Below are 26,386 nucleotides of genomic sequence, written 5' to 3'. Positions count from 1 at the left end.
GGCGCGGCTCAGGACCCGTTCTTGAGGAAGTCGGGCACGTCGACGTCGTCGAAGAGCACCCGCCGCGACGGCTGCTGCGGCGCCGGCATGGTGGCCGGCGGGCTCACCGGCGCGTTCGGCTGGGCCGGCGGGTTCTGGTTGCTCTTGCGCGGCGGCTCGACCGCCTTGTACGCGGGCGCGCCCCCGTCGAAGCCCGCCGCGATCACGGTGACCCGCACCTCGTCGCCGAGCGCGTCGTCGATGACCGCGCCGAAGATGATGTTCGCGTCCGGGTGGGCCGCGTCGGTGACCAGCTGCGCCGCGTCGTTGATCTCGAACAGGCCGAGGTCCGACCCGCCGGCGATGGACAGCAGCACACCGCGCGCGCCGTCCATGCTCTGCTCCAGCAGCGGGCTGGAGATGGCCGCCTCGGCCGCCTCGACGGCGCGGTTCTCGCCCCGGGCGCTGCCGATGCCCATGAGCGCGCTGCCCGCGCCGCTCATCACGCTCTTCACGTCGGCGAAGTCCAGGTTGATCAGACCCGGCGTGGTGATCAGGTCGGTGATGCCCTGGACACCGGAGAGAAGCACCTGGTCCGCCGTGCGGAACGCGTCCATCATGGAGATGTTGCGGTCACCGAGCGCGAGCAGCCGGTCGTTCGGGATCACGATGAGCGTGTCGCACTGGTTGCGCAGCTCCTCGATGCCCGCCTCGGCCTGGACCTGCCGGCGCTTGCCCTCGAACGAGAACGGCCGGGTCACCACGCCGATGGTGAGCGCGCCGAGCTTGCGGGCGATGTTCGCCACGACCGGCGCGCCGCCGGTGCCGGTGCCGCCGCCCTCGCCACAGGTCACGAACACCATGTCGGCGCCCTTGAGGACCTCTTCGATCTCGTCGCGGTGGTCCTCGGCGGCGTTCTTGCCGACGTCCGGGTTGGCGCCCGCGCCCAGTCCCCGGGTCAGCTCCCGGCCCACGTCGAGCTTGACGTCGGCGTCGCTCATCAGCAACGCCTGCGCGTCGGTGTTGATCGCGATGAACTCGACGCCCTTGAGCCCAACCTCGATCATCCGGTTGACGGCGTTGACTCCGCCGCCCCCGATGCCGACGACCTTGATGACCGCCAGGTAGTTGTGCGGAGGTGTCATCTCCGGTCCTTTCCCTTCGAGATTGGCATGGGCCGACCCCACACGGCTTGGCCGGATCAGCGGCCTCCGACGGCTGAACCCTCACCCTCTACTAGAGGCTTAGAGTTATGTCAACCACTGATCTCTTCGGGGCAACGTATGCGCCGCCGCGCCAGGAGCCAAGGACCTGTTCCGGCGTGTCGCGACCGAGCGACAGGGGACACAGCGTCCGCTCGCTGAGCCGCCGGTCACTCGAACGTGACCACGTCCGGCGCGCTGACGTCGATCCGGTCCGCCTTGCGGCTCAGCAACGCGGTCGCCACGGTGGACTTGTCCGCGCCCCGGGAGGCGTCGCCCCAGAACACCTGACGCTCGCCGCGCAGCTGCAACGTGATCCGGGCCAGGCCGGCCACGTCCACCGCGACCAGCTCCGCGCGCAGCTTCTCCCCCAGCGCGGCGAGCACCGCCAGCCCGGCCCGCGTACCCGGATCGTCCGGGCCCGGCCGGGCCACCTTGACCAGCGGCAACCCGTCCGGCGCCCGGTCCAGGCGCTGGAAGACCACGCCCGAGCCGTCCACCACCACGAACCCGTCGCCCTGCGGCACCGCCGCCACCGCGGTGCGCTCCCGTACCCGGATCACCAGCGTGCCCGGCCACTCCCGCTCGACAGTGGCGCTGGCCACCGGCGGCAGCGTGCCGACCCGGCGGGCGGTCGCGGCCAGGTCCACCCGGGCCAGCGGCTCGTTGTCCGGCACCGCCGCGGCGTCGCGGATCTGCACCGGCGTGACCAGCCGCGCGCCGACCACCCGCACCTCGCGTACGCCGAACAGGCCGGTGCCGAGCACCGTCCACGCCACCAGGCCCACGACGGCGAGCACCGCGGCGGCGACCGCCCACGGCAGCGCGGCCCGCATCCGCCGCTGCCGGGCCCGGGCCATGAACCGGCGGGCCGACGGCGGCACGGCGTCCGCGTTGGCCCGCACGAGCTGCCAGCGCCGCACCGGGCTGCGCCGGCCACCTCCGCCGTCCGGGCCGGGGGTACGGCCGCGGGCCGGACCGGGACTCATCCGGCGGTGGCCGCCGCGCCGTCCGGGCCGACGCCGGCGTCCAGCCCCGTGCCGCCCGAGCGGGCCAGCAGGGCGTCGAGCAACTGGTCACCCATCAGCGAGATCGGCGGCGCGCCCATGGTCACCACCACGTCGCCGGCCCGGGCCCGGCGGGCCACCTCGGCCGGCACGTCGTCCCACGCCTCGACGAACACCTTGCGCTCGTCCGGCAGCGGCACGTCCTGGATCAGCGCGGCCGAGCCCTCGCCGGGGCGGCGCGTCTCGCCGGGACCGAACACCTCCAGCAGCACCACCTCGTCGGCGATGCCGAGGGCGGCGGCGATCTCCGCCTGGTTGTCCCGGGTCCGGTAGAGCCGGTACGGCTGGAACACCACGATCAGCCGGCCGTCGCCGGCCACCTCGCGCAGCGTCTGCAGCGCCAACGTCATCGAGGTCGGGTGGTAGGCGTACTCGTCGTAGACCAGCACACCGTCGGCGACGCCCTTGCGCTCGAAGCGGCGCCGCACGCCGGGGAACGCGCCGAGCGCGGCCTCCGCCGCCGGGACCGGCAGCTCCAGCAGGTACGCGGCGAGCACCGCGGCGGCGCTGTTGAGCGCCATGTGCCGCCCCGGTACGGGCAGCCGGAACTCGCCGAACGCCCGGCCCTCGATCTCGGCCTGGTAGCGCACCCCGTGCGCGGACGAGACGACGTCGCTCATCCGCAGGTCCGCGTCGGCGGACTCGCCGTACGTCCAGACCCGGCGGCCCTCGGCGCGCAGCGTCTCGGCCAGCCGCCGCCCGCCCGGGTCGTCGGCGCAGGTGACCACGAACCCCGCCGGGTCGGTGAGCCGGGCGAACTCGGCGAACGCCGCCTCCAGCGTGGCCAGGTCGCCGTAGGTGTTGAGGTGATCCGCCTCGATGTTCGTGATGATCGACACGAACGGGCGGTAGATGAGGAAGGAGCGGTCGCTCTCGTCCGCCTCGACCACGAAGTGCTCGCCGGTCCCGTGGTGCGCGCCGGAGCCGACCTCGGAGATCTCGCCGCCGATCACGAAGGACGGATCGGTGCCGGCCTGCTGGAGCACCATGGTGACCATCGAGGTGGTGGACGTCTTGCCGTGGGTGCCCGCGACCGCCACCGTACGGCGGCCGGTCATCGCCGCGGCGAGCGCCTCGGACCGGTGCAGCACCCGCAGGCCCCGCCGGCGCGCCTCCACCATCTCCAGGTGGTCCTGCGGGATCGCCGAGGAGTAGACGACCGTGTCCACGCCGTCGAGGTTGGACGCCTCGTGGGTGGAGTGGATGGTGCCGCCGAGCGCCCGCAGGCCGGCCAGCGACGGCCACTCCCGCAGCTCGCTGCCGGAGACCGGCAGACCCCGGGTGAGGAACAACCGGGCCAGCCCGGCCATCCCGACCCCGCCCACGCCGATCAGATGGATCCGGCCCAGGTCCTCCGCCGTCATGGTGCCGGCGGGCGTGAACTGCGCGGTGTTCATCAGACGTACCTTCCCGTCGCGGTTTCCCTCATCAGCGGGCCACCGCCTCGTAGACGAAGTTCAGCAGCGCCACGTCGCCGTCGCGGCGGCCGTAGCCGGCTGCCGCCTGGCTCATCGCCCAGAGCCGCTGCGGGTCCCGGATCAGCGGGATCACCGTCCGCTCCACCCAGGCCGGGGTCATCTCGGCGTCGTCGACCAGCAGACCGCCGCCCGCCTCCACCACCGGCAGCGCGTTGCGCTTCTGCTCCTGGTTGCTGTGCGGGTAGGGCACGTAGACGGTGGGCAGTCCGATCGCGGCCACCTCGGCGCAGGTCATCGCGCCGCCCCGGGCCAGCATCAGATCGGCGGCGGCGTAGCCCAGCTCCATCTCGGACAGGTACGGCAGCGTGACGTACGGCACCGGCAGGTCGGTGGGCACCGAGACCGGCTCGTTGCGGGCGCCGATGACGTGCAGCACCTGCACGCCGTTGCGGGCCAGCTCCTTCGCCGCGCCGGACACGGCCAGGTTGATCGAGCGGGCGCCCTGCGAGCCACCGGCGACGAACAGCACCGGCAGGTCGGGACGGAGTCCGAAGTGGGCGCGGGCGGCGTCACGCAGGGCGGCCCGGTCCAGCCCGGCGATGCCCCGGCGCAGCGGCACGCCCACCACCCGGGCGTCGCGCAGCGCCTCGGCCTGGGCCGGCTGGTGCGGGAAACCCACCGCGACGTTCTTGGTGAACTTCATCCCGAGCCGGTTCGCCACGCCCGGCGGCACGTTCACCTCGTGGATGACGATCGGCAGCTCCCGCCGCCACGCGGCCAGGTAACCGGGCACCGAGACGTACCCGCCGAAGCCGACCACGGCGTCGGCCTGGACCTCGTCGATCACCTTGCCCGCGGCGCGGGCCGCCTTCCACATCCGGTCCGGGGTGCGCACCAGGCTCATGTTCACCGACCGGGGAAGCTGGTACGCCGGGATCTGCCGCAGGTCGTAGCCGGCCGGCGGGATCAGCTCGTTCTCCAGCCCCTTCGGTGTGCCCAGACAGGTGATCCGGACGCTCGGGTCGTGTCGGCGCAGGCAGTCGGCGAAGGCGAGCAGCGGGTAGATGTGCCCGCCCGTACCCCCTCCGCAGAGCACCACCGAACGCAGCGGACCCATCAGCGTCTCCTCTCGCTCGCCGCGCCGGTGCGCGCCCGGTCGGACCGGGCGCCGCGGGGCGCGGCCTGATCGTCCTGCCGCCGCTGCCGGGACCGGGGCACGGACCCTCGGTCGGCCGGCGGCGACGCCGGCTTGCGGCGCCGGCCGGGAAGCGGCGGCAACGGGGCCCACACTAGTCGGACCCATCGGGCGGGCGGACGGGCATGCAGCGCTCGCGCGGCGTCCGGCTCGGCGCGGGCGAACGAGGCGAGCATGCCGACCGCGGCAAGCGTCACCACCAGGGCGCTGCCGCCGTCGGAGATGAACGGCAGCGGTACGCCGGTCAGCGGCAGCAGCCCGGTCACGCCACCGATGTTGATGACCGCCTGGCCGACCAGCCAGGCGGTCACGCCGGCGGCGGCGAGCCGGCGGAACGGGTCCTCGACCCGGCGGGCGATGCGCAGCCCGGTGTACGCGAGCACGGCGAACAGCACCAGGATCACGGTGCAGCCGACCACGCCCAGTTCCTCCGCGACGATGGCGAAGATGAAGTCGTTGTGCGCCTCGGGGAGCCAGTTCCACTTCAGCGAGCTCTGGCCCAGGCCGACGCCGAACCAGCCGCCGTTGCCGATCGCGTAGCGAGCCTGCACGAGCTGGTAGCAGTTCGGCAGCTCCTGCTCGAAACACGTGCGCGGGGAGGGCGGGTCGAGCCACATGGTGAGGCGGCCGAGCCGGTAGTTGTCGGCGCCCCGGGAGCCGGAGCCGGCGCCGAGCGAGGCCGCGGCCACCAGCAGGCCGATGCCGGCCAGGCCGATCGCGGTGAGCGCGGCGAAGACCCGGGTCCGTACGCCCGCCGCCCAGAGCATGCCGACCACGAGCGCGAGCAGGCACAGCATGCTGCCCAGGTCGTTGTAGCCGACCAGCACGAACAGCAGGCCCACCACCGGGAACAGCGGCGTGGCCAGTTCCTTCCACCAGCCCAGCACCGCGCCCTTGCGGGCCAGCACGTGCGCCGCCCACAGCACCAGCGCGAACTTCGCCACCTCGACCGGTTGCAGCGAGATCGGGCCGAGCGAGAGTGAGAGGAGTTCGGCCCGCAACGGCCCGATCGACGTCACCCCGAACAGCGAGCCCATCGCGACGAGCAGGTTGAGCAGGAGCAGCAGCGCGACCGCCACCCCCAGCGCCGGGCGGCTGACCGCCCGGAACGTGCGCGCGGGCAGCCGCTGGCAGGCCCAGAACGCGCCGATGCCGATCACCGCGAACACGGCCTGCTTGGTCAGCGACGCGGACGCGTCGCCGCCCTCGGCGAAGTCCTTCACGCTGGTCGCGGAGAAGACCATGGTGAGGCCGATCAGCAGCAGCAGTCCGACGCTGGACAGCAGCAGGTAGTACGAGGCCAGCGGCCGGGCCAGCAGGCCACGCAGCGCGGCCAGCCCACCGGCCGGATCCCAGCGCGCCGCCGGCGGTTCGGCCGGAGGCGTGGCCGCCGGCGCACGGCGGGCCGGCGGGTCGCTGGTCACCTGGATGTCTCGTCCCTCCCCCACAGGCCCATCATTGCCGCTCGCCCCGCCCGCCCGTGGCGCAACCGCCCGGTCGGCGTGTCGGATCTGAAGGAAGGGCCCCTTATTAACAGACGTCTGTTAATAAGGGGCCCTTCCTTACACCTAGCTGACCGCGGCGAGGAACTCGCTGTAGAACAGGCCCAGCGCGATGGCCACGCCGATGCCGGCGATGATCCAGAACCGGACCACGATGTTGACCTCGCTCCAGCCGGCCAGCTCGAAGTGGTGCTGCAACGGCGACATCCGGAACACCCGCTTGCCGGTGGTACGGAACGAGATGATCTGGATGACCACCGACATCGTGATGATCACGAACAGGCCGCCCAGGATCGGCAGCAGCAGGATCGTGCGGGTGGACATCGCCATGCCGGCGATCAGGCCGCCCAGCCCGAGCGCGCCGGTGTCACCCATGAAGATCCGCGCCGGGGACGTGTTCCACCACAGGAAGCCCACGCAGGCGCCCGCCGCCGCGCCGGCGATCAGCGCGATCTCCAGCGGGTCGCGCACGGTGTAGCAGTACGCCTCGGTGTAGTTCGGGTCGGCGCACCAGTGCCGGTACTGCCAGAACGCGATGAGCGCGTACGCCGCGAGCACCATCACCGAGGCGCCGGTGGCCAGGCCGTCCAGGCCGTCGGTGAGGTTGACGCCGTTGGTGGCGGCCATGACCACCATGATGATGACGATCACCGAGCCGATCTTGCCGATCTCCAGCGCCGGGATGTCCCGGATGAAGCTCAGCGTGGTGCTGGCCACCGTCTCGGTGTTCGTCGCGTTGCCGCCGGCGTCGGTCATGCTCGACGGGAAGTAGACCGCCACCGCGCCGAAGACCGCGCCGACCAGGATCTGCCCGGCCAGCTTGCCCCGCTTGTTGAGGCCGCCGCTGTGCCGCTTGCGCACCTTCAGGAAGTCGTCGATGAAGCCGACCGCGCCGGAGAACACCATCAGCCCCAGCAGCACCAGCGCCGTGATCGTCGGCTCGACCTGGGCGATCTGCGCGTCCGGCAGCGTGGTCAGGGCCAGGTGCCCGGCGACGTACGCGATGACAGTGGCCAGGATGAAGACCACGCCGCCCATCGTCGGCGTGCCCTTCTTGCCCTCGTTGCTGGCGAGCCCGAGGTTCGACCGGATCGGCTGGCCGGCCTTCAGCCGGGCGAACACCTTGATCGCGATCGGGGTGCAGAACAGCGAGATCAGGAACGCGACCCCGATGGCGACGATGACCGCCCTCATGCGGCGCCGCCCTCCGTCGCACCCTCGCGGGCGTCCGCGCGCAGCGCGTCGGCCACCTCCCAGGTCCGGTACCGGGAGCCCTTCACCAGCACCACGTCTCCCGGACGCAGCTCGCTCCGCAGCACCTCGACGGCCGCCGCCTGATCGCTGAGCAGCACCGACTCTCCTCCCCAATTGCCTACCGCTGTCGCGCCCTCGTGGATCGGCGCCGCCGGCTCGCCCACCACGAGCAGCCGGTCCACTCCCAGCTCGGCCGCGAGCCGGCCGACCTGCTGATGCCCCTGAAGTTCGAAGTCACCCAGCTCGGCCATGTAGCCGAGCACCGCGACCGTACGCCCCTCGCCGCGCATGCTGGCCAACGCCCGCAGCGCCACGCCGGTGGAGGCCGGGTTCGCGTTGTACGAGTCGTCGATCACGGTCACCCCGTCGGGGCGCTCGAAGACGTCCATCCGCCGGGTGGAGACCAGGCCCAGCTCGTTCAGCGCCGCCGCCAGGTCGGGCAGCGGCAGGCCCAGCTCGCGCCCGACCGACGCCGCGGCGAGCGAGTTGGAGACCTGGTGCCGGCCGGTCAGCCCGAGCCGCACCGGCGCGCTCCCCTCCGGGGTGACAAGCGTGTACGAGGGCCGGCCCCGGCCGTCGAGCGTCACGTCCACGGCGCGCACGTCGGCGCGCTCCGACTCGCCGTACCGCACCACCCGGGCCTGCGTACGCGTCGACATCGCGTCCACCCGCGGGTCGTCGGCGTTGAGCACCGCCAGCCCGTCGGACGGCAGCGCCTCGACCAGTTCCCCCTTGGCCAGCGCGATGGCCTCCACCGAGCCGAACTCGCCCAGGTGCGCCACGCCGACGTTGAGCACCACCGAGATCCGGGGCGGCACCACGTCGCACAGGTACCGGACGTGCCCCACCCCGCGGGCGCCCTTCTCCATCACCAGGAAGCGGGTCTCCGGGGTGGCCTGCAGCGCCGTGTACGGGTGCCCCAGCTCGTTGTTGAACGAGCCGGGCGGGGCCACCGTCGGGCCGAGCCGGACCGCGACCTGGGCGATCAGGTCCTTGGTGGTGGTCTTGCCGGACGAGCCGGTCAGCCCGATCACGGTCAGGCCGGGCAGCCGGTCGACGACGGCGCGGGCCAGCCGGCCCATCGCGTCGAGCGCGTCGCCGACGAGCACCATCGGCACGCCCGGCACCTCCCGGGTGCCGAGCACCGCCACCGCGCCCGAGGAGATCGCGCCGGCCGCGTAGTCGTGGCCGTCCACCCGCTCGCCGGGGAAGGCCACGAACAGGCCGCCCCGGCTCACCTTGCGGGAGTCGAACTCGACGGTGCCGGTGACCCGGGCGTCCGGGTCGGCGCCGACGAGCCGGCCGTCGACGGCGGTGGCCACCTCGGCCAGCGTCAGCGGGATCACCGCTGACCCACCAGGTCACCGAAGCGGGCGCGCAGCGCCGCCGCCAGCTCCACCCGGTCGTCGAACGGCAGCACCTCGCCGCCGATCTCCTGGCCGCGTTCCTGGCCCTTGCCCAGCACCGCCACCACGTCACCCGGTTCGGCCACCCGGACCGCCTCCTCGATCGCCGCCCGCCGCCCGGGCACCTCGATGACGCGGGCCGGGGTCGCGGCGGCGTACGCGCCGGCCAGCACCTCGGCCCGGATCGCGGCCGGGTCCTCGGTCCGCGGGTTGTCGTCGGTCACCAGCACCACGTCGGCGCCGCGCGCGGCCACGCCGCCCATCACCGGCCGCTTGCCCCGGTCCCGGTCGCCGCCGGCGCCCAGCACGCAGATCAGCCGGCCGCCGGTCAGGTCGCGCAGCGCCGTCAGCACCGCCTCGATCGCGTTGGCCTTGTGCGCGTAGTCGACCACCCCGCGTACCGGGGCGTCGCCGCTGACCAGTTCCAGCCGCCCGGGCACGCCGCCGCAGGCGGCCACGCCGCGCGCCGCGGTCTCCGCGTCCACCCCGACGGCGACCAGGAGCGCGACGGCCAGCAGCGCGTTCGCCACGTTGTGCCGGCCGGGCAGCGCCACGCCGGTGGGCAGCGCGAGCCCGTCCGGCCCGTGCAGGGTGAAGCGCTGCGCGTACCCCTCGCCGTCGATGCCCTCGGCCCACCAGGTGGCGTCCGGGTCGCCGGCCGCCGAGTAGGTGACCGTGCCCGGCTTGTACAGCGGGCGCAGCGCCGGGTCGTCGTGGTTGAGCACCTCGACCCGGCAGCGGCCGTCGAACAGCCGGGCCTTGGCCGCGAAGTAGTCCGCCTCGTCGGCGTGGAAGTCCAGGTGGTCGGAGCCGAAGTTGGTGTAGCCGCCGACGTCGAAGCGGACGCCGCCGACGCGGCCCATCGCCAGGGCGTGGCTGGACACCTCCATGACCACGGTGTCCACCCCGTGCTCGCGGGCCACCGCGAGCATGGCGTGCAGGTCGGTGGCCTCCGGGGTGGTCCGGACGCTGTCGATCACCAGGTCGCCGAGGCGGGTCTCCACGGTGCCGATCAGGCCGGTGACGCGCCCGGCGGCGCGCAGCCCGGCCTCGACCAGGTAGCTGGTGGACGTCTTGCCGGCGGTGCCGGTCACGCCGATCACGGTCAGGCCGGCGGTCGGGTCGCCGTAAACCGTGGCGGCCACCTCGCCGAGCGCCTCGCGCGGGTCGTCGACGACGAGCACGGGCAGGCCGGTGCCGGCGGCCAGCGCCACGCCGGCCGGGTCGGTGAGCAGGGCCACCGCGCCCGCCTCGGCGGCGGCGGCGGCGAACTCCGCGCCGTGGCGCCGCGCGCCGGGCAGGGCCGCGTACAGGTCGCCGGGGCGGACCTCCTGGCTGGCGTGGGTCACGCCGGTGACAGCCACCTCGGCGGCCCCCTCCGGCGGGGTCACCGCCACGCGGGCGGCGAGGTCGCCGAGCCGTACGGGACGCACGGTGGCGGGACGTGGATTGCCGGGCACGGCGTCAGACCCTACCCGGTCGTCCGGTTCCGACCGCACAGCCGCCCCGGTGGTTCGTCGCCACTCACCGATGATGTCCCGCCGTCCCGGCTCAGCGCGGAAAGACCTCGAACTTCGGGGACTTGTTGGTCAGCGACGGCGGCACCCGGTAGTGGCGGAGAGTGAAGCCCATCATCTCCCGGAACGCGGGCGCGGCCACCGCGCCGCCACCGCCGCCGGGGCTCCACACGAAGACCGCCACCACGTACCGGGGGTTCTCCGCCGGGGCCATGCCGATGAACGAGCCGACCTCACCGGGCTGCTGCTTGCCGTTGTCGTAGCGCAGCCCGGTGCCGGTCTTGCCGGCCACCCGGTAGCCGGGCACAGCGGCGGCCAGCCCGGTGGCCTGCCCCTCCGGGCCGTCGACGGTGGTGACCGCCTCCATCATCCGGCGCAGCGCGGCCGCGTTCGCGGGGCTGAGCACGGACCGGGTGGTCGGCGTCGCGGCGGGGCTGCGTGTGCCGTCCGCGCCGATCGTCTCCTTGACCAGGTGCGGCTGCACGTACGTGCCGTTGTTGGCGATGGCCGCGTACGCGGCGGCCATCTGCAGCGGCGTGGCGTCCACGCTGTGCCCGATCGGCACCGACCCGTACGCCGAGCCGCTCCACTGGTCCGGCGGGAGCAGCCGGCCGGCCGCCTCACCCGGCATGCCCTCGCCTGTCACCTGGCCCAGCCCGAACCGCTTCTGGTAGTCGAAGAGCCGTTCCTTGCCCAGCTTCTCGCCGATCTCGATCGTGCCGACGTTCGACGAGAAGGCGAGCATGCCGGGGATGCTCATGGTGCGGCCGTCGACCGGGTGGGTGTCGCGGAAGGTGACCCCGCCCCGCTCGATGGTGTTGGCGACCGGGAACGCGGTGTCCGGGGTGATCACGCCCTCCTGGAGCGCCGCGCCGAACGTGATCGCCTTGTGGATCGAGCCCGGGTCGACCACGAACGTGGTGGCCGCGTCGTCCCGGTCCGACGGCGAGGTGACCTTGGTGGGGTTGGCCGCGTCGTACGTCGGCTGGCTGGCCTGGGCCAGCACCTCGCCGCTGGGGATCTCGATGATCACCGCAGCGCCGACGCTGCCCTTCACCTTCTCCGTCTGCTTCGCCAGGATCCGCTGCGTCATGAACTGCAGGTCCCGGTCGACAGTGAGTTGCAGCGAGCTGCCCGGCTTCGGCTGGGTGGTCCGGCTGTAGCCGCCCGGGATGGGCGCGGCCAGGTCACCCTGGCCCACCTCGTAGGTCCGCTTGCCGGCCTGTCCCCGCAGCACGTCGTCGTACCTGGCCTCCAGCCCCTCCAGGCCGTTCATGTCCTGGCCGACGAAGCCGAGCAGGTTCGCGGCCAGGTCTCCGCCGGGCACCTCGCGCCGCTCGTCCCGGTGCACGTTGATGCCGGCCAGGTCGAGTGCCATGATCCGCTTCGCGGTGCCGATCTCGACGCCCCGGGCCAGGTAGACGAACTGCAACGGGGTGTCGGTGCCGGGCAGGTTGCGCTCGCGCATCTTCTCGGCCAGGTCCGAGGCGGGCACGCCGAGCAACGGGGACAGCGCCCGTGCGGTGGCGGCGCGGTCCTTGACCCGGGTCGGGTCGGCGAACACGTACCGGGCCTCCACACTGTGTGCCAGCGGCTCACCGTTGCGGTCGAGGATCGCCCCGCGCGGGGCCGGCAGCTCGACCACGGCGAGCCGGTTGGGCAGGCCGCCGTCGGCGTACGCCGGGGTGTCGACGGTCTGGAGGTAGACCAGCCGCACGCCGATGCTGGCGAACAACGTCAGCGCCAGCAGCGTGCCGAGGCGCAGCCGCCGGCGCGGATCGCCCAGCCGCGGGGGCCGGCGCGGCTTGCGGACCGGTCGGCGCGGCTGGGACCGGCGGCGCGGCGGCGGCGCGTCCTCCTCGTCGTCGAACGGCTCCCGCACGGGCCGGGACGAGACGGTCCGCACCACGCCGGTCCGGCCGCCCGCGGCGGTGGCCCGGCGGCCGGTCCGGGCGCCGTCACCCGTGGGCTCGCGCGTGCCGGCACGCCCGGCCCGGCCGCCGTCGAGCACCTGCAACGCGGGCCGGAACGGGTCGCCGGACCGGGTGCTGCGGGGGGTACGCCGTTGCTCGGCGCCGCCGCCCTCACGCACGGTCCGTCCGCGTGGGGTGTACGCCCGGGCGTCGGAGATCCCGCCGAGACCCGGCTCGCGCGGCTCCGACCCCCGCGACGATCCGCGCCGGGAGCCCGTGGCGTCCCGGCGCGGATCCTCCGATCTCGGCGGCACCGCTCAGCCTCCGTTGCCCTGCTGGCTGGTGACCGACGGGGCGCCCTGGGCGGGGTGCGGCACCCCGATGGTCTGCCCGTCCGGCAGCCGGATGTAGGCCGGGTCCTCGGACTCGACCAGGCCCAGCTTGCGGGCGTTGGCGGTCAGGTTGCCGGGCGCCTTCTGGTTGGCGATCTCCTTCTTGAGCTCCTGCTCGTCCACGTCGAGCTTGGCCTGCTGCTGCTGGAGCCTCTCCAGCTTGAAGGCGTTCTCATTGATCTTGGTGTTGACGGCCAGGATGCCCAGTACCCCACCGACCACGAGAACCAGGATCAGTGCGACGAAAGGCGCCCGGGGCACCCGGATCGGCGCCGGCGGGGCGACCCGCAGGCGCGGCGCCGGCGTGCCGGTGACCCGGGTCCGCTCGGCCGGCCGCAGAGCGGCGCTGCCCTGCGTCGGGAACTCGCGCGCCCCCCGGGCGCGAGTGTCCTCCCGGCGGTCGGTCGCCGTCGTGGCCCGCGTGGTGCGCTGCGCCGCGGTCCGGCCCCCCGACCGCGGTGCGCGCTGCCCGACGGCTCCCCGGCCGTCGCGCTTCTCGACGTTCATGTCCCCTCCCCCTCTTCGTCCGTCCCGATCCCGTCCCCCGGAGCCGACGCGGGGTCCGTCCCGGACCCCGGTGACCCCGTCCCCGGTTGGTGCATCGCCTTCACCCGGCGGCGGTACCGTTCGCGGTCGGTACGCCCCTGCCGGGCCGCCTCCGGGTCGAGCCGTTCCGCTGCCCGCAGCCGCACCGAGGCGGCGCGCGGGTTCGCGGCCACCTCCGCCTCCCCGGGCAGCTCGGCGCCCCGGCTCAACAGCCGGAACGTCGGGCCCGACCCGGGCAGTTCGACCGGGAGGTCGACCGGGCCCTTGCTGCGGACCCGGTCGGCGAGCGCGTGCTTGGTGAGCCGGTCCTCCAGCGAGTGGTAGGACAGGACCACCATGCGGCCGCCCACTGTGAGCTTGTCCAGAGCGGCCGGCAGCGCTGTCTCCAGCGCTGCCAGTTCTCTGTTTACCTCGATCCGTAAAGCCTGAAACGTTCTCTTTGCCGGGTGTCCGCCAGTTCGTCGGGCTGGCGCCGGAATGCTCTCCCGGACCAGCTCGGCCAGCCGGGCCGACGACGTGATCCGGGCCCGCTCCCGTTCCCGGATGATCGCCGAGGCGATCTTCCCGGCGAACTTCTCCTCGCCGTACACCCGCAGCAGGCGGGCCAGGTCCGGGTGGGAGTAGGTGTTGACCACCTCCTCGGCGGTCACCCCCCGGGTCTGGTCCATCCGCATGTCCAGCGGCGCGTCCTGCGCGTACGCGAACCCGCGGTCGGGCGCGTCCAGTTGCAGCGACGAGACGCCCAGGTCGAACAGCACCCCGTCGATCGCCGGGTAACCGAGCCGGTCGAGCACCTCGGGCAGCTCGTCGTAGACGGCGTGCTCCAGGTGGATCCGGTCGGCGAACCGGGCCAGGCGGACCCGCGCGTGGGCGAGCGCCTCGGTGTCCCGGTCCAGGCCGATCAGCACCGTGTCCGGATGCGCCGTGAGCACCGCCTCGGCGTGCCCGGCCAGGCCGAGCGTGGCGTCGACGTGGACGGTGCGACCGGGCCGGCCCAGTGCGGGGGCCAGCAGCTCGAGACACCGCTCGAGCAGCACCGGCACGTGCGTGCCGCGTAGCTCCCCCATCTCGACCCCCACCCCGTTCGCCAACCGTTCCGTCACGTGTCCGTCGTCGCCACGACGCCTCGCCATACCGCCAGATCCCCATCCGCTCCCGCCCGCCGGAGGCCGCGGCCCTCCGTGTCGGATCGTGCGCCTGGCACCGGGGAAGGGGTGCCAGGAACTCGAAAGCGGCTGGAGATCTCGCAGTACGTCGGGCGCCGTCACGCCCTACAGACCGCCGGGCAGCACCCCCTCCTCGATGTCGGCGAAGTCGTCTTCGCTCTCCGCGAGGTAGGCCTCCCAGGCCGCCTTGTCCCAGATCTCCACCCGGGTGCTCGCTCCGATCACGACCAGATCCCGGTCCAGTGCCGCGTACGACCGCAGGTGGCCGGGTATGGTGACCCGCCCCTGCTTGTCCGGCACCTCGTCGTGCGCGCTGGCGAAGAAGACCCGGCTGTAGGCCCGGGCCGCCTTGCTCGTCATCGGCTGCGCGCGCAACTGGTCGGCGATCCGCTGGAACTCGGGCATCGGGAAGACGTAGAGGCAGCGCTCCTGCCCTTTGGTGATCACGACACCCCCCGCCAGTTCGTCCCGGAACTTCGCCGGCAGGATCAACCGGCCTTTGTCGTCCAGGCGCGGAGTGTGGGTGCCGAGGAACATCGGCCCAACCCCCTCGCCCTGAGCGGCGTTCGCGGCGCCGCTGACCCCCCGGGCCGGTGTGGCCCTCCCGGCCTCACCATCGCGCCCCACTCTACTCCACTTCCCTCCACCTGCAACCAGAATCGCCCGCGCGGCGTGGCGTTTCCGCGCGCAAAACCGCACGTCAACGCGGGTGGGGCGGAGTGGAGGGGGTGGGGCGCGCCCGGCACCGTCCGCTACCCGACATCGACCGACGCCGTCCGGCCCCGCGCGCTCCACCCGTCCGCCGGAACGTCCCCGGCCGAACGGTTCGCCGTCGGCGGCGATCTGGTGGAGGTGGCGGTCCGGTAACCTCGCTCGCGTGACGGACGCGAAGATGCCCTTGCGGGCAAAGGTGGCCAGCTCCGTGTCGCGCACCGCCGCGGCGCTGTCGCGGGCCGCGGGCCGTGGCGACGGCTCGGTGATCGGCGGCTGGATCGGCCTCAAGATCGACCCGGACCTGCTCGCCCACCTCTCGGCCGGGCGCGCCATCGCCCTGGTGTCCGGCACCAACGGCAAGACCACCACCACCCGGCTCACCACCGCCGCGGTCGGCGTGCTGGGCCGGGTCGCCACCAACTCCTTCGGCGCGAACATGCCCACCGGCCACACCTCGGCGCTCGCCAAGGCCGGCAGCACGCCGTACGCGGTGCTGGAGGTGGACGAGCACTACCTCGCCCAGGTGCTGGAGGCGACCGAGCCGCACGTGGTGGCGCTGCTCAACCTCTCCCGCGACCAGCTCGACCGCGCCAAGGAGGTCGCCATGATGGCGCAGCTCTGGCGCGCCGCCCTGGTCCGGCACCCGCGGGTACGGGTGGTCGCCAACGCCGACGACCCGATGGTGGTGTGGGCCGCCACCCCGCCGGCCGACCCGGCCCAGGGCCACGTGCCGCCGCACGTCACCTGGTTCAGCGCCGGGCAGCGCTGGCACGACGACTCCTGGGTCTGCCCCGAGTGCGGCTCCACCATCCAGCGCTCCGGTGAGCAGTGGTGGTGCACCGGCTGCCCGCTGCGCCGCCCCGAGCCGAACTGGACGGTCGAGGACGACGGCGTGCTCGACCCCACCGGCGCCTGGCACAAGATCCAGCTTCAGCTCCCCGGCAAGGTCAACCTCGGCAACGCGGCCACCGCCCTGGCCGTCGCCGCCGAGTTCGGCGTACGCCCGGTGGACGCGGTCTCCCGGCTCGGCACCGTCACCTCGGTGGCCGGGCGCTACGCCCAGGTGAACCGCGACGGGCGCAACATCCGGCTGCTGCTGGCGAAGAACCCGGCGAGCTGGCTGGAGGCGTTCGACATGGCCGACGTCGCGCCGACACTGCTGTCCATCAACGCCCGCGACCCCGACGGGCTGGACACGTCCTGGCTGTTCGACGTGGACTTCTCCCCGCTGACCGGCCGGCAGGTGCTGATCACCGGCGACCGGGCGTACGACCTGGCGGTGCGGCTCGAGGTCAACGGCGTGCCGTTCCAGCACGTCCGCAGCTTCGACGAGGCGGTCCGCGCGGTGCCGCCGGGCCGGCTGGAGGTCATCGCCAACTACACCGCCTTCCAGGACATCCGAGCGGAGCTGGACCGTGTCAACTGAGAGCCTGCGCATCGTCTGGATCTATCCCGACCTGCTGTCCACCTACGGCGACCGGGGCAACGCGCTGATCCTGGCCCGCCGGGCCCAGCTGCGCGGCATGCCGGTCGAGGTGCTGGAGGTCCGCTCCGACCAGCGGCTGCCCGCCACCGCCGACATCTACCTGCTCGGCGGCGGCGAGGACGGCCCGCAGGCGCTCGGCGCCCAGCGCCTGATCGCCGACGGCGGCCTGCACCGGGCGGTGGCCCAGGGCTCGGTGGTGTTCGGCGTCTGCGCCGGCTACCAGTTGCTCGGCACCTCCTTCTTCGCCAAGGGCACCCAGTGCGCCGGCCTGGAGCTGCTCGACCTCTCCTCCGACCGCGGTCCCACCCGGGCCGTCGGCGAGCTGGCCGGCGAGGTCGACCCGCGGCTGGGCATCCCGCACCTGTCCGGGTTCGAGAACCACGGCGGCCGTACCCACCTCGGCCCCGGCGTGTCCCCGCTGGCCCGGGTCACCACGGGCGTCGGCAACGACGGCGCCACCGAGGGCGCGTGGCGGGGCAAGCTGCTGGGCACCTACTCGCACGGCCCGGCGCTGGCGCGCAACCCCGACCTGGCCGACCTGTTGCTGCGCTGGGCGACCGGCATCCACCAGCTTCCGCCGCTCGACGACACCTGGGCCGACCGGCTCCGCTCCGAACGCCGCACCGCGGTGGCCGCCGCCCCGAGGCCGTGACCGACGCCGCCCGGCCGGGGCGGCGACCGGTGGCCCGCCGGCTCGCCGGGTTGCTGCGGCAGCCCTCGGCGCGCCGGTTCGGGCTGCTCCTGCTGCTGCTCGCCGGGTTCGGCGTGACGCTGCTGCTGGTGCCGCGGCCGGATCCGGCCGACCTGCCCCGGCTCGCCGACTCGCTCGGCGGCTACGGCCCGCCCGCGGCGGTTCTCGGCGGCGCGCTGCTGCTGGTGGCTCTGGTGCCGCGCACGTTCGTCACGCTGGCCGCGGGCGCGATCTTCGGCCCGGTGCAGGGCGCCGCGTACGCGCTCGGCGCGGCGCTGCTGGCGGCGGCCCTCGGCTTCACGGTGGGGCGGGTGCTCGGGCGCGACTTCGTCGCCGAGCGGGTACGCGGCCGGCTGGCCCGCCTCGACGGCTGGTTCGCCCGGCAGAGCGTCTTCGGCGTGATCACCGTCCGGCTGCTGCCGATCGCCGGGTTCGGCCTGGTCAGCTACGGCTACGGCACCACCGCCGCCCGGGTGGGGCCGTTCCTGGCCGGCAGCGTGATCGCCTCCGCCCCCACCGCCATCGGTTACGCGGCGATCGGCGCGGCGGTGACCACGCCCGGGTCGATCAACTGGTACGCGGCGGCGCCTGCGAGCCTCGGCCTGATCGCCAGCGTGCTGATCGTCCACCGCTGGTGGCGGGCCGAACGGCGACGCCGCGCGACCTGACCGGCGGGTGGGCGTGTCCCGCGTGTGGACACGCCCACCCGCCGGGTCAGACGACGACCGAGACCATCCGGCCCTTCACCACGATCACCTTGCGCGGCTCCTTGCCGGCCAGCGCGCCGGCCACCGCCTCCAGCGCCGCCGCGCGGACCGTCTCCTCGGACGCGTCGGCCGGCACCTCGATCCGGCCCCGGACCTTGCCGTTGACCTGCACCGGGTAGGTGACCGACTCGGCCACCAGCAGGGCCGGGTCGGCGACCGGGAAGTCCGCGTACGTCAGGGATTCCTCGTGACCCAGCTTGCGCCACAGTTCCTCCGCCATGTGCGGGGCGAACGGGGCGACCATCAGCACCAGCGGCTCGGCCACCTCACGCGGCGTCTCCGCCAGCCGGGTCAGGCCGTTCGTCAGCTCGATCAGCTTGGCGATGGCGGTGTTGAACCGGATCCCGTCCATGTCGGCGCGGACCCCGTCGATCGCCTTGTGCAGCAGCCGCCGGGTCGCCTCGTCGGCCGGCGCGTCGGTGACCCGCAGCTCCCCGGTCTGCTCGTCGACGACGGTGCGCCAGACCCGCTGCAGGAACCGGTACGAGCCGACGACGGCCCGGGTCTCCCACGGGCGGGACACCTCCAGCGGGCCCATCGACATCTCGTACACCCGGAACGTGTCGGCGCCGTACGCCGCGCACATGTCGTCCGGGGTGACGACGTTCTTCAGCGACTTGCCCATCTTGCCGTACTCGCGCCGGACCTCGGTCTCGCCGTGGAACCAGCGGCCGTCGACCTCGACGACCTCCTCGGCGGGCACGTACGCGCCGCGCGGGTCGACGAACGCGTACGCCTGGATCATGCCCTGGTTGAACAGGCGGCGGAACGGCTCGAACGACGAGACGTGGCCCAGGTCGTACAGCACCTTGTGCCAGAAGCGCGCGTACAGCAGGTGCAGCACGGCGTGCTCGGCGCCGCCGACGTACAGGTCGGTGCCGCCGCAGTCACCCGGACGCTGCGGCCCCATCCAGTACGCCTCGTTCTCCGGGTCGGCGAAGCGCTGCGAGTCGGTCGGATCCAGGTAGCGCAGCTCGTACCAGCAGGAGCCGGCCCACTGCGGCATCACGTTGGTCTCGCGGGTGTAGCGCTTGGGCCCGTCACCCAGGTCCAGCTCCACCTCGACCCAGTCGCGCCGCCGCGACAGCGGGGTCTCCGGGTTGCTGTCGGCGTCGTCGGCGTCGAACGTCTTCGGCGAGAAGTCCTCCACCTCGGGCAGCTCGACCGGCAGCATCGACTCGGGCAGCGCGATCGGCGCGCCGGTCTCGTCGTACACGATCGGGAACGGCTCGCCCCAGTAACGCTGCCGGGAGAACAGCCAGTCGCGCAGCCGCCAGGTGACCGCGCCGGCGCCGTGTCCGTTCGCCTCCAGCCACTCGATGATCCGCGCCTTGGCCTCGGTGACGCCCAGGCCGTCCAGGTCGATGCCGCGCTCCGGCGCGGCGCTGTTGATCGCCGGGCCGTCCCCGGTGTACGCCTTGCCGGCGAAGCCCTCCGGCGGCTGCACGGTCCGCACGATCGGCAGCTCGAAGACCTCGGCGAAGTCCCAGTCCCGCTCGTCCTGCGCGGGCACCGCCATGATCGCGCCGGTGCCGTACCCGGCCAGCACGTAGTCGGCGATGAAGATCGGGATCTGCCCGCCGGTCACCGGGTTGGTCGCGTAGGCGCCGACGAAGACGCCGGTCTTCTCCTTGCTGTCCGCCTGCCGTTCCATGTCCGTCTTGGCCGCGGCGGCCTTCCGGTACGCCTCGACGGCCTCACGCGGGCTCGCGTGCCCGCCGGTCCAGGCGTCCTTCGTCCCCTCCGGCCAGGCGGCCGGCGTCAGCACGTCGACCAGCTCGTGCTCGGGGGCCAGCACCATGTAGGTGGCGCCGAAGACGGTGTCCGGCCGGGTCGTGAACACCCGCACCGGCGCGGCGGCGGTCGGGAAGTCGATGTGCGCGCCGGTCGACCGGCCGATCCAGTTGCGCTGCTGCAGCTTGATCGGCTCCGGCCAGTCCAGTGTGTCCAGGTCCTCCAGCAGCCGGTCCCCGTACGCGGTGATCCGCATCATCCACTGCTTCAGGTTGCGCTTGAAGACCGGGAAGTTGCCGCGCTCGGAGCGGCCGTCGGCGGTGACCTCCTCGTTGGCCAGCACGGTGCCCAGCCCCGGGCACCAGTTGACCGGCGCCTCCGAGACRTACGCCAGGCGGTGGTCGTCCACGACGCGCCGCCGCTCCCCCACGGACAGCTCGGCCCACGGCCGCCCGTCCGGGGTGGCGCGGGTGCCGCCCTCGAACTCGGCGATCAGCTCGGCGATCGGCCGGGCCTTGCGTGCGTCCGTGTCGTACCAGGAGTTGAAGACCTGCAGGAAGATCCACTGCGTCCAGCGGTAGAAGTCGGTGTCGATGGTCGCCACCGACCGCCGCTCGTCGTGGCCCAGCCCCAGCCGGCGCAGCTGCGCCCGGTACCGCTCGATGTTCGCCTCGGTGGTGGTGCGGGGGTGGGTGCCGGTCTGCACCGCGTACTGCTCGGCGGGCAGGCCGAACGCGTCGAAGCCCATCGCGTGCAGCACGTTGCGCCCGGCCATCCGCTGGTAGCGGGCGTAGCAGTCGGTGCCGATGTAGCCCAGCGGGTGGCCGACGTGCAGGCCGGCGCCGGAGGGGTACGGGAACATGTCCAGMACGTACAGCTTCTCGGCGCCCGCGCGCGGATGACCCGGGTCGGCCAGCGGGCCGGTCGGGTTCGGCGCGTGGAAGGTGCCGTCCCGCTCCCAGGTGTCCTGCCAGCGGTGTTCGATCTCGTCGGCCAGTGCGGCGGTGTACCGGAACGGGGGAATGTCGGTCGCCGGTGCGGCTGCCTCACTCATGGCGTCTCCTCGGCGCGGATCGGGCGATTCGAAAAATTGTGGGCGGTCTGCTGCGGGCACAAAAAAGCCCCTCGCGCAGGAGGGGCGGCCGTGCTGTCGCGCGTTCAGCGCATCAACACGGCTCGGTAAGAAGCAGGAAGAACCCGGCCATGCAGGCAGTGTACCTCGCAGCCCTCGGCGGCGGCGCGCCCGTTCCGCCCGGAGCGGCCGGTCCCCCGGTCCGGCGAATATTCCGGGCGTAACCGACCGACCACCTGCGGGAGTCGGCAGTAACGACAAACATGGTTAGCCTGAGAGGCCAGTGAGATTACTGCGGCAGACGTGGCTCGGCGTCGCGAACCCAACGGCGGGTCCAGGTGCTCTATAAAGAGCTGCCGTCCAGGCGACGAGGAGGAGGCCCGTGACACAACAGACCTGGGACGAGGTGGGCGGTCTGCTGCCGCACGACGAGTTCCGCGCCGCCAGCGAGGCCATCGTGGCCAACATCGAGCAGGTCATCGAGGGCAAGACCGCCACCGTCCGGCTCGCCCTGGCGGTGCTGCTGGCCGAGGGCCACCTGCTCATCGAGGACGTGCCCGGCGTCGGCAAGACCAAGCTCGCCAAGGCGATGGCCCGGTCCATCGACTGCTCGGTCCGGCGGATCCAGTTCACCCCCGACCTGCTTCCCAGCGACGTCACCGGCGTGAGCGTCTACAACCAGGAGACGCACGACTTCGAGTTCCGCCCCGGCGCGGTCTTCGCCAACCTGGTGGTCGGCGACGAGATCAACCGGGCCTCGCCGAAGACCCAGTCGGCGCTCCTGGAGTGCATGGAGGAGCGCCAGGTCACCGTCGACGGCGTCACCTACCAGCTGCAGACGCCGTTCATGGTGATCGCGACGCAGAACCCGATCGAGATGGAGGGCACGTACCCGCTGCCCGAGGCGCAGCGCGACCGGTTCACCGCCCGCATCGCCATGGGCTACCCGGACCCGCGCGCCGAGTTGGCCATGCTCGACGGGCACGGCGCCACCGACCCGCTGTCGGGGCTGCGGCCGGTCTCCGACGCGGCCACCGTCCGCCGGCTGATCGGTCACGTCCGGCAGGTGCACGTCGCCGACGCGGTCAAGCAGTACGCGATCGACCTGGTCACCGCCACCCGGGAGGCGCCGGACCTGCGCCTGGGCGCATCCCCGCGGGCCACGCTCCAGCTGCTGCGCACCGCCCGCGCGGTGGCCGCCCTGGAGGGCCGCGACTACGTGCTGCCGGACGACCTCCAGGTCCTCGCGGTGCCGGTGCTGGCGCACCGGATCATCCCGACCGCCGACGCCCAGCTGGCCCGGCGCACCACCGACGCGATCGTCTCCGAGCTGGTGCACCGCCTGCCGCTCCCGCACGACCGGCAGCGTTCGCCGTACGACACCCGCCCCGGCGGCGGCAACAACGGCCGCGGGCCGTACGAGCCGCGGAGGCCGTGACGTGCGCGACGGCCTGCGTGGGCTGACCACCCGCGGCCGCTCCTTCCTGGCGGCCGCGGTGGCCGCGGCGATCTCCGCCGGCATCCTGGGCGAGAAGGACCTGCTCCGGGTGGCGGTCCTGCTCGCCGTCCTGCCGCTGCTGGCCGCCGCGTACGTCGGGCGCAGCCGGTACAAGCTGGCCTGCAACAGGTCGCTGGAGCCGCACCGGGTGCCGGTCGGGGCCAGCTCCCGCGTGGTGCTGCGGCTGCAGAACCTGTCCCGGCTGCCCACCGGCACGCTGCTGCTGGAGGACCGCCTGCCGTACGCGCTGGGCAGCCGCCCCCGGGTGGTGCTGGAGCGGCTCGGCGCGCACCAGGCCAGCTCCGTGGCGTACACCGTCCGGGCGGACGTGCGCGGCCGCTACGAGGTGGGCCCGCTGGTGATCCGGCTGACCGACCCGTTCGGGTTGTGCGAGCTGACCCGCTCGTTCCCCAGCACCGACCACCTCACGGTGATCCCGCAGGTCACTCCGTTGCCGTCGGTGCGGCTACCAGGCGAGTACGCCGGCAGCGGCGACAGCCGGGCCCGCTCGGTAGCGGTACACGGCGAGGACGACGCCGCCACCCGGGAGTACCGGATGGGCGACGACCTGCGCCGCGTGCACTGGAAGTCGACCGCCCGCACCGGCGAGCTGATGGTGCGCCGCGAGGAGCAGCCGTGGGAGAGCCGCGCCACCGTCGTGCTGGACACCCGGGCCGCCGGGCACCGGGGCGAGGGACCGACGGCGAGCTTCGAGTGGGCGGTCTCGGCGGCCGCCAGCATCGCCGTGCACCTGCGCCAGGCCGGCTACAAGCTGCGCCTGGTCACCGGCAACGGCGCCGACGTCGCGGCGACCGAGGCCGGCGGTGAGGGCCTGCTCCTGGACCAGCTCGCCGACGTGCACCTGGACCGGCGCGGCGAGATCACCACGCTGGTGCAGCAGGTCCGGCAGCGGGCCGACGGCGGCCTGATCATCGCGTTGCTCGGCACGCTCGGCGCCGCCGAGGCGGAGCTGCTGGCCGGGCTGCGCGGCAACGGGGCGACCTGTGTGGCGTTCCTGCTCGACAGCAACACCTGGCTGAACCTGCCGCCGAAGGCCCGCACCGAGGCGGAACGGGCGCACGGCGCCGCCGCGCTCGCGCTGCTGCAGAGCGGCTGGCGGGTCATCGGGGTGGAGCACGGCAGCCGTCTGCCGGTGCTGTGGCCGCAGGCCGGGCGCGGATCGCAGGGATTCGCGCTGCGGGCGGCCCTGGCCGAGACGGTCGCCGGAGGCATGCGATGACCGGAAGGAAGCTCCCGTGACCCCCCATCGCAACATCGGGTTCGTCGCCGCGGCGGCGACCCTGCTGGCGGCGGCCCCGCTGTCGGCGATCTTCGAACGCTGGACGTGGCTGATCCAGGCCACCATCGTGGTCGCCGTGGTGGCCGGCTCGGCCGCGTTGAGCCGGCTGGCCCGGGCGCCGCTGTGGGGCCAGGTGCTGGCGATGCTCGCCGGCCTGACCCTGGGCCTGACGTGGATCTTCCCGAGCGGCGCCGAGCTGCTCGCGTTCATCCCGGCCCCGGGCACGTTCGCCCACTTCGGCGAGCTGACGCAGGCGTCGCTGGAGGACATGCGCTCGTACGGCGTGAAGGTGCCCGACGTCGACTCGCTGCTGTTCCTCGCGGTGCTCGGCATCGGCGCGGTCGCCGTGGTGGTGGACGTCCTCTCGGTCGGGCTGCGCCGGCCGGCGCTGGCCGGCCTGCCGATGCTCGCCATCTACTCGGTGCCGGTGGCGGTCTACCTGGACAGCGTCCCCGCCACCCCGTTCGTGGTGGGCGCCGCCGGCTACCTGTGGCTGCTGGTCACCGACAACGTCGACCGGGTACGCCGGTTCGGCCGCCGGTTCACCGGTGAGGGACGCGACGTCGACGTCTGGGAGGCGTCGCCGCTGGCCGCGGCGGGCCGCCGGCTGGCAGTGGTCGGCGTGGCGGTGGCGGTGGCCCTGCCCCTGGCCGTGCCCGGGATGACCGGCGGGCTGATGAACAACGTCGGCGCCGGGCCCGGTGAGGGCAACGGCCGGCCCGGCCAGGGTGGCAGCCCGGGCCGGATCGACCTGTTCGCAGCGCTCAGCGGCCAGCTCAACCAGAGCCAGGAAACCGAGCTGGTGAAGGTCAGCACCAACGAGCCGAGCCCGTTCTACCTGCGCCTCGGCGTGGTCGACGACCTGCGGCCGAGCGGCTTCCAGGCGCGCGTGCCCACCGGGCGGCCGGTCACCCGCGGCCTGCCCGACCCGAGCGAGCGCACCCCGCGTGGCGTCGAGCGGCAGCGCTACAAGGCCACCGTCGAGGTGTCGAAGAACCTGAACATGCCGCTGCTGCCGGTCTACGCCGATCCGGTGAAGGCGGACGACCTCAACGGCAACTGGCTGTACGACTCAAGCCAGCAGATCGTCTTCTCCAACCGGGAGAACGCCCGCGGCAAGAGCTACTCGTTCGAGTACGTGCGCTCGACGTTCAGCCCGGCGGCGCTGCGCGCCGCCCCGTCCCTGCCCGCGGACAGCCCGGTGAAGCGCCAGCAGACCGAGCGGCCGTCGGTCCCGGAGGTCGAGGATCTCGTCGGCGAGCTGGTGAGGGGCAAGTCGAACGACTACGACAAGGTCCGCGCGATCTACGAGTACTTCTCCGTGGAGAACGGCTTCACCTACTCGCTGTCCACCCGCGACGGCAGCAGCGGGCAGGACATCACCGACTTCCTCGCCACCAAGGTCGGCTACTGCCAGCAGTACGCGGCGGCGATGGCCTGGCTTGTCCGGGCCGCCGGCATTCCGGCCCGGGTGGCTGTCGGCTTCACCAACGGCAGCAAGTCCGACGGCGGCACGTACGTGCTGACCAACCGCAACCTGCACGCCTGGACCGAGGTCAACTTCGGCAACGGGATCGGCTGGGTGCCGTTCGACGCCACCCCGGCGGCGAGCGTGCAGGGCTCGGTCCGCTCCGCCTGGGCGCCGGACACCGACGCCCCCGAGGAGGTCACCCCGTCGCCCGGCAGCACCGTCGCTCCCGGCGCCGCCGACCCGTCGGCCGGCCCGAACGAGGCGGACCGGCTCGACAAGGACACCGACCAGGGCCTGTCCCTGGGCGGAGGTGACCCGGCCGAGCAGAACCGGGTGTGGCCGTGGTGGCTGGCCGCGGCGCTGGCGCTGCTGGCGCTGTTCGCCGTACCGGGGCTGCGCCGCTCCACCCTGCGCCGCCGCCGGCGCGTCCGGGTCCGGGCGCCCTCGGCCACCGCGCTCGCGGTGCCCGGCCAGCGGGGCGAGGCACGGGAGGTCGTCGTCGGCGTGGACGCCGAGTCCGCCCGCGCCGACGCGCACGCCGCCTGGGACGAGCTGCTCGACACGCTCGTCGACTTCCACGTCCGGGTGGACCGCACGGAGACCCCCCGCGCGACCGCCGAGCGGCTGGCCCGGGAGGCGCTCACCGAGAACGGCGACGCCGCAACCGGGGTACGGCTGCTGGGCCGGGCCGAGGAGCGGGCCCGGTACGCGCGGGACCCGCTCGCCGGCGCGGAGTTGCAACCGGCGCTGCGGACGGTCCGGGGCGCGCTCGCGGCCGGGGCGGACCGCCGCACCCGGCTGCTGGCCGCGCTGCTGCCCCCGTCGGTGATCCAGCGTTGGCGGACCGCCCTGGCCGAGCAGTCGGCCCGGATCGTCACCACGAGCGGGCAGGCCCGGACGCAGATGCTGCGCTGGAGCCCACGCCGCCTGTTGGCGGGCCGCACGGCCCGCTGACCGCCCCGCCCCGTCCCCGTCCCCCCGCCCCGTCCCCCCGCCCCCGGCCCGTTGATCAAGGAGTTTGTGTCTCCGCGAGGCCTCCGACCGGACACAAACTCCTTGATCACCGACTGCTCAGCGAGGTGACGGGGTGGGGAGC

Annotated in this window: 19 protein-coding genes; 6 read left to right on the top strand and 13 right to left on the bottom strand. The window is 73.6% G+C overall.

Going from position 1 to position 26,386, the window contains the following annotated elements; genetic code table 11:
• Positions 1 to 8: 8 nt before the first annotated feature.
• From ftsZ to mraZ, 12 genes are all read right to left on the bottom strand, one after another.
• Positions 9 to 1,124 carry a cell division protein FtsZ gene (gene ftsZ / locus A8711_RS19735; protein ID WP_030500246.1) on the bottom strand — a complete coding sequence of 372 codons (1,116 nt, stop codon included), beginning with the start codon at positions 1,122 to 1,124 and terminating at the stop codon, positions 9 to 11.
• Between the two features lie 227 nt (positions 1,125 to 1,351).
• On the bottom strand, positions 1,352 to 2,170 hold the full coding sequence (locus tag A8711_RS19730; RefSeq protein ID WP_069089027.1) for a cell division protein FtsQ/DivIB: 819 nt from the start codon (positions 2,168 to 2,170) through the stop codon (positions 1,352 to 1,354).
• A complete protein-coding gene (murC, locus tag A8711_RS19725) occupies positions 2,167 to 3,645 on the bottom strand; it encodes a UDP-N-acetylmuramate--L-alanine ligase (protein WP_064445228.1) in 1,479 nt (492 codons plus the stop codon). The genes A8711_RS19730 and murC overlap by 4 nt, the downstream gene beginning before the upstream one ends.
• Before the next feature lie 31 nt (positions 3,646 to 3,676).
• A complete protein-coding gene (murG, locus tag A8711_RS19720) occupies positions 3,677 to 4,783 on the bottom strand; it encodes an undecaprenyldiphospho-muramoylpentapeptide beta-N-acetylglucosaminyltransferase (protein WP_043329477.1) in 1,107 nt (368 codons plus the stop codon).
• Positions 4,783 to 6,198 carry an FtsW/RodA/SpoVE family cell cycle protein gene (locus tag A8711_RS19715; RefSeq protein WP_176722845.1) on the bottom strand — a complete coding sequence of 472 codons (1,416 nt, stop codon included), beginning with the start codon at positions 6,196 to 6,198 and terminating at the stop codon, positions 4,783 to 4,785. Before A8711_RS19715 ends, murG begins: the two co-directional genes overlap by 1 nt.
• Positions 6,199 to 6,429: 231 nt before the next feature.
• Positions 6,430 to 7,557: a phospho-N-acetylmuramoyl-pentapeptide-transferase gene (gene mraY, locus A8711_RS19710; RefSeq protein WP_043329473.1), complete on the bottom strand. Its 1,128-nt coding sequence runs from the start codon at positions 7,555 to 7,557 to the stop codon at positions 6,430 to 6,432.
• A complete protein-coding gene (gene murF, locus A8711_RS19705) occupies positions 7,554 to 8,963 on the bottom strand; it encodes a UDP-N-acetylmuramoyl-tripeptide--D-alanyl-D-alanine ligase (protein WP_064445227.1) in 1,410 nt (469 codons plus the stop codon). The genes mraY and murF overlap by 4 nt, the downstream gene beginning before the upstream one ends.
• Positions 8,960 to 10,522: a UDP-N-acetylmuramoyl-L-alanyl-D-glutamate--2,6-diaminopimelate ligase gene (locus tag A8711_RS19700; protein WP_176722836.1), complete on the bottom strand. Its 1,563-nt coding sequence runs from the start codon at positions 10,520 to 10,522 to the stop codon at positions 8,960 to 8,962. The genes murF and A8711_RS19700 overlap by 4 nt, the downstream gene beginning before the upstream one ends.
• 52 nt (positions 10,523 to 10,574) lie before the next feature.
• Entirely contained in the window at positions 10,575 to 12,767 is a 2,193-nt protein-coding gene (locus A8711_RS19695; RefSeq protein WP_069089025.1) for a penicillin-binding protein 2, read from the bottom strand.
• A gap of 3 nt (positions 12,768 to 12,770) precedes the next feature.
• Positions 12,771 to 13,352, bottom strand: coding sequence for a hypothetical protein (locus A8711_RS19690; protein ID WP_043329466.1), 582 nt, complete (start codon positions 13,350 to 13,352; stop codon positions 12,771 to 12,773).
• The gene (gene rsmH, locus A8711_RS19685) at positions 13,349 to 14,458 is read right to left on the bottom strand and encodes a 16S rRNA (cytosine(1402)-N(4))-methyltransferase RsmH (protein ID WP_043331095.1); all 1,110 of its coding nucleotides are present in this window, start codon (positions 14,456 to 14,458) and stop codon (positions 13,349 to 13,351) included. The genes A8711_RS19690 and rsmH overlap by 4 nt, the downstream gene beginning before the upstream one ends.
• A 204-nt stretch (positions 14,459 to 14,662) precedes the next feature.
• Complete coding sequence (gene mraZ / locus A8711_RS19680) at positions 14,663 to 15,094, bottom strand: division/cell wall cluster transcriptional repressor MraZ (protein WP_013287610.1); 432 nt, start codon at positions 15,092 to 15,094, stop codon at positions 14,663 to 14,665.
• Positions 15,095 to 15,449: 355 nt separating this feature from the next.
• Between mraZ and A8711_RS19675 the strand changes: the two genes are divergently transcribed.
• From A8711_RS19675 to A8711_RS19665, 3 genes are read left to right on the top strand one after another with little or no spacing between them, the layout of a single operon-like run.
• On the top strand, positions 15,450 to 16,697 hold the full coding sequence (locus tag A8711_RS19675) for a MurT ligase domain-containing protein (protein WP_064446416.1): 1,248 nt from the start codon (positions 15,450 to 15,452) through the stop codon (positions 16,695 to 16,697).
• Positions 16,687 to 17,409 carry a type 1 glutamine amidotransferase gene (locus A8711_RS19670; protein WP_043329464.1) on the top strand — a complete coding sequence of 241 codons (723 nt, stop codon included), beginning with the start codon at positions 16,687 to 16,689 and terminating at the stop codon, positions 17,407 to 17,409. Before A8711_RS19675 ends, A8711_RS19670 begins: the two co-directional genes overlap by 11 nt.
• 29 nt (positions 17,410 to 17,438) lie before the next feature.
• The gene (locus A8711_RS19665; RefSeq protein ID WP_369830121.1) at positions 17,439 to 18,116 is read left to right on the top strand and encodes a TVP38/TMEM64 family protein; all 678 of its coding nucleotides are present in this window, start codon (positions 17,439 to 17,441) and stop codon (positions 18,114 to 18,116) included.
• A 46-nt stretch (positions 18,117 to 18,162) separates the two neighbouring features.
• Here A8711_RS19665 and leuS read toward each other — a convergent pair whose 3' ends face one another.
• On the bottom strand, positions 18,163 to 21,003 hold the full coding sequence (gene leuS / locus A8711_RS19660) for a leucine--tRNA ligase (RefSeq protein ID WP_069089023.1): 2,841 nt from the start codon (positions 21,001 to 21,003) through the stop codon (positions 18,163 to 18,165).
• Between the two features lie 400 nt (positions 21,004 to 21,403).
• Between leuS and A8711_RS19655 the strand changes: the two genes are divergently transcribed.
• Genes A8711_RS19655 through A8711_RS19645 form a run of 3 tightly spaced genes read left to right on the top strand, consistent with a single transcriptional unit; the run spans position 21,404 to position 26,244 of the window.
• Positions 21,404 to 22,459 (top strand): MoxR family ATPase, encoded by a 1,056-nt coding sequence (locus A8711_RS19655; RefSeq protein ID WP_043329458.1) that lies wholly within the window; start codon positions 21,404 to 21,406, stop codon positions 22,457 to 22,459.
• Position 22,460: 1 nt separating this feature from the next.
• Entirely contained in the window at positions 22,461 to 23,759 is a 1,299-nt protein-coding gene (locus tag A8711_RS19650) for a DUF58 domain-containing protein (RefSeq protein ID WP_030500230.1), read from the top strand.
• A gap of 16 nt (positions 23,760 to 23,775) precedes the next feature.
• Positions 23,776 to 26,244, top strand: a complete 2,469-nt coding sequence (locus A8711_RS19645; RefSeq protein WP_043329454.1) for a DUF3488 and transglutaminase-like domain-containing protein — start codon at positions 23,776 to 23,778, stop codon at positions 26,242 to 26,244.
• Positions 26,245 to 26,386: the final 142 nt, after the last annotated feature.

It is taken from the genome of Micromonospora sp. II (assembly GCF_001709195.1).
Lineage (GTDB): Bacteria > Actinomycetota > Actinomycetes > Mycobacteriales > Micromonosporaceae > Micromonospora > Micromonospora chalcea.
The sequence above is the reverse complement of the archived record's forward strand: the minus strand, read 5'-3'. Positions and strand labels throughout refer to the sequence as shown.